This window comes from Streptomyces lydicus (genome assembly GCF_000717345.1).
Taxonomy (GTDB): domain Bacteria; phylum Actinomycetota; class Actinomycetes; order Streptomycetales; family Streptomycetaceae; genus Streptomyces; species Streptomyces lydicus.
Genome location: NZ_JNZA01000124.1, coordinates 1 through 209 on the forward strand (window position 1 = coordinate 1; position 209 = coordinate 209).

The 209-nt window shown below is 69.9% G+C and carries 1 protein-coding gene; it reads left to right on the forward strand.

Annotation, left to right across the window (positions count from 1 at the left end):
* Positions 1–16: 16 nt before the first annotated feature.
* On the forward strand, positions 17–209 hold a 193-nt coding region (locus OO62_RS36265; protein ID WP_033271991.1), incomplete at its 3' end, for a DUF6243 family protein.

The following is a 209-nucleotide window of genomic DNA, read 5'->3' on the forward strand; positions in this document are numbered from 1 at the left end:
CATTCCGGGAGAACCCGTGAGCAAGAACATCAACAACCCCGTGGGCATGGGCGGCGGCCAGCGCAAGAGGCTGTCGCGCGCCGAACGGCAGAACAACGGTCCGCACCGCAACCTCGACCGCCAGGGTGCCGCCGACCAGAAGGCGGAGCTGGTGCGCAAGATGCGCGAGAAGGCAGGCGCAGCTGAGGGCGCCGGGCAGACGGGCGACG